Origin of the sequence: Clostridium homopropionicum DSM 5847 (genome assembly GCF_001263795.1) — a bacterium.
In the GTDB taxonomy this organism is placed as follows: Bacteria; Bacillota; Clostridia; order Clostridiales; family Clostridiaceae; genus Clostridium_H; species Clostridium_H homopropionicum.
Genome location: NZ_LHUR01000008.1, coordinates 1 through 1,771 on the forward strand (window position 1 = coordinate 1; position 1,771 = coordinate 1,771).

General features: G+C 38.0%; 1 protein-coding gene. It reads right to left on the bottom strand.

Annotated features, from left to right (window positions below):
• Positions 1-287 precede the first annotated feature (287 nt).
• Positions 288-1,586 carry an IS30 family transposase gene (locus tag CLHOM_RS01145; RefSeq protein WP_052219845.1) on the bottom strand — a complete coding sequence of 433 codons (1,299 nt, stop codon included), beginning with the start codon at positions 1,584-1,586 and terminating at the stop codon, positions 288-290.
• Between the last annotated feature and the right edge of the window lie 185 nt (positions 1,587-1,771).

Sequence of the window (1,771 nt, forward strand, 5' to 3'; positions counted from 1 at the left end):
GGTTAATAGAAAAGCAAGAAGCCACTTTGTAAAATGAAAAGCCACCTTTGTAATCGACAACTAAATATTTGTAACCGAAACGCAGTTTTTGTATCCGTAATGCCTGTTTTGTAATCGAGAAGCAATTTTTGCAACCCAAATGCAGTTTGATTTTAAGCTTTTTCTGCGGTATGATAATATAAAACTGTATGCCAAACAGAGGTCGACTCTCTCTCGATTTTTTTGTAATCGGAGAATCCACCCCTATCTCTAACTATTTAACAGGTTAGTTGGCGGCATAATCTATATTATTTTTTGAGAAGAGCTGGTTTTAACATGATGTCACTGGCGGCAACCGGTGTGCACCCAAGTTTATGTAAAACTTCTTCTCCGTGATAAAAGCTGAATGTTTCGTATGGGGTACGGTTATTCAGCTTTTTTCTTTTGTAAGAATTGATATGATTCATCATCAGACTGATATCTTCCTGTGTCAAATGATTAAAGCTGCTTCCCTTAGGAAGGACTCTTCGGATCAGTTCATGATTGACTTCAATAGCACCTTTCTGATAAGGACGCCCTGCATCACAGTAAAATATCCTAGTTCTCAGTCCACCATACTTTTCAGCACCATATTCAACCGCTTTTGGATTCGAGAATTCACTGCCATTGTCCGTAAGGACGACTGGAAACAATCTCTTAAATGTTTCCTTTCCGATGGTTACTTCGAGGCTATTAAATATATCAATGACAGATTGTGAAGTATTGGCATCTCGAAGAAAGGCAAGCATGAAACTGGTGTCTACAAAATGAATGGTGAGAAGACATTTACCACCCTTGCTGCCAATGACCGAATCCATCTGAACAACTGAAGTATCGGGGCTTTTATCCAAAAATACATTAAAGTCCTCATAATTACGTCCAATACGGCAACCTTTATCAACCTTGAACTCAGGCTTTTTGTATCTCTCGCGGAACTTAACCTTACGTGGTAGGTCAATATTTCTTACATCGAACAGACAGGCATCAATGTAATTGTATATTGTTTTCTCGCTGCACATTAGTTCATCTTCGTGGGTAGCATAAACCTGATGAACAGACTGACCATTTTGAACCAGAGGAGAAATGATCGCATTAAGCCTTGCAATCTCATTTTCCGATACACAAAGACCACTTCTAGATTCTGATATCGTTTCATGTGCTTTAATATGGGCATGCTCCGCATCATAAATGTTTTTTAACAGGGAGCATTTCCCCAATGTTTCACAACCATTACAGACATAAGGAACCCTGAATCTGGCTGTACAGATTTCCTCTATAAAATCCGAACAGTTCATATTGCATGAAAAACAAAGTTTGCAATAGATGGTTGATTTTCTCGTACAGCTTTTACCACAAACGTCCTTTTTTCTGCAGGTGAAGCGGTTTTTACAAGAGTTATAAGGGAAACCGGGGTATCCAGTAGCAACCTCTGAACTGTATTTGCGCACTTCCCTTGAAATGGTCGTTGGGTTCTTACTTAATCTGCGGCTTATTTCTTTAAAGGAGAGACTTTCTTTTAGAAACTTTTGTAGCTCAAGTCTCTCTTCATAAGTAAAAAATTTAGACATATATCCTCCTTTTCTGCCGCCAACATTTATAGGATATATGATTTTAGGAATCAAGAAAATAAAAAGACTGGCTCATCACCAATCTTTTTGTAAACCAGGATGCAACCACCTGGGCATATGTAATTAATCTAACTTTATAGCTTAATTTAAATTCGGAAGGGTTGCATTTCGATTTTCAATTAAGG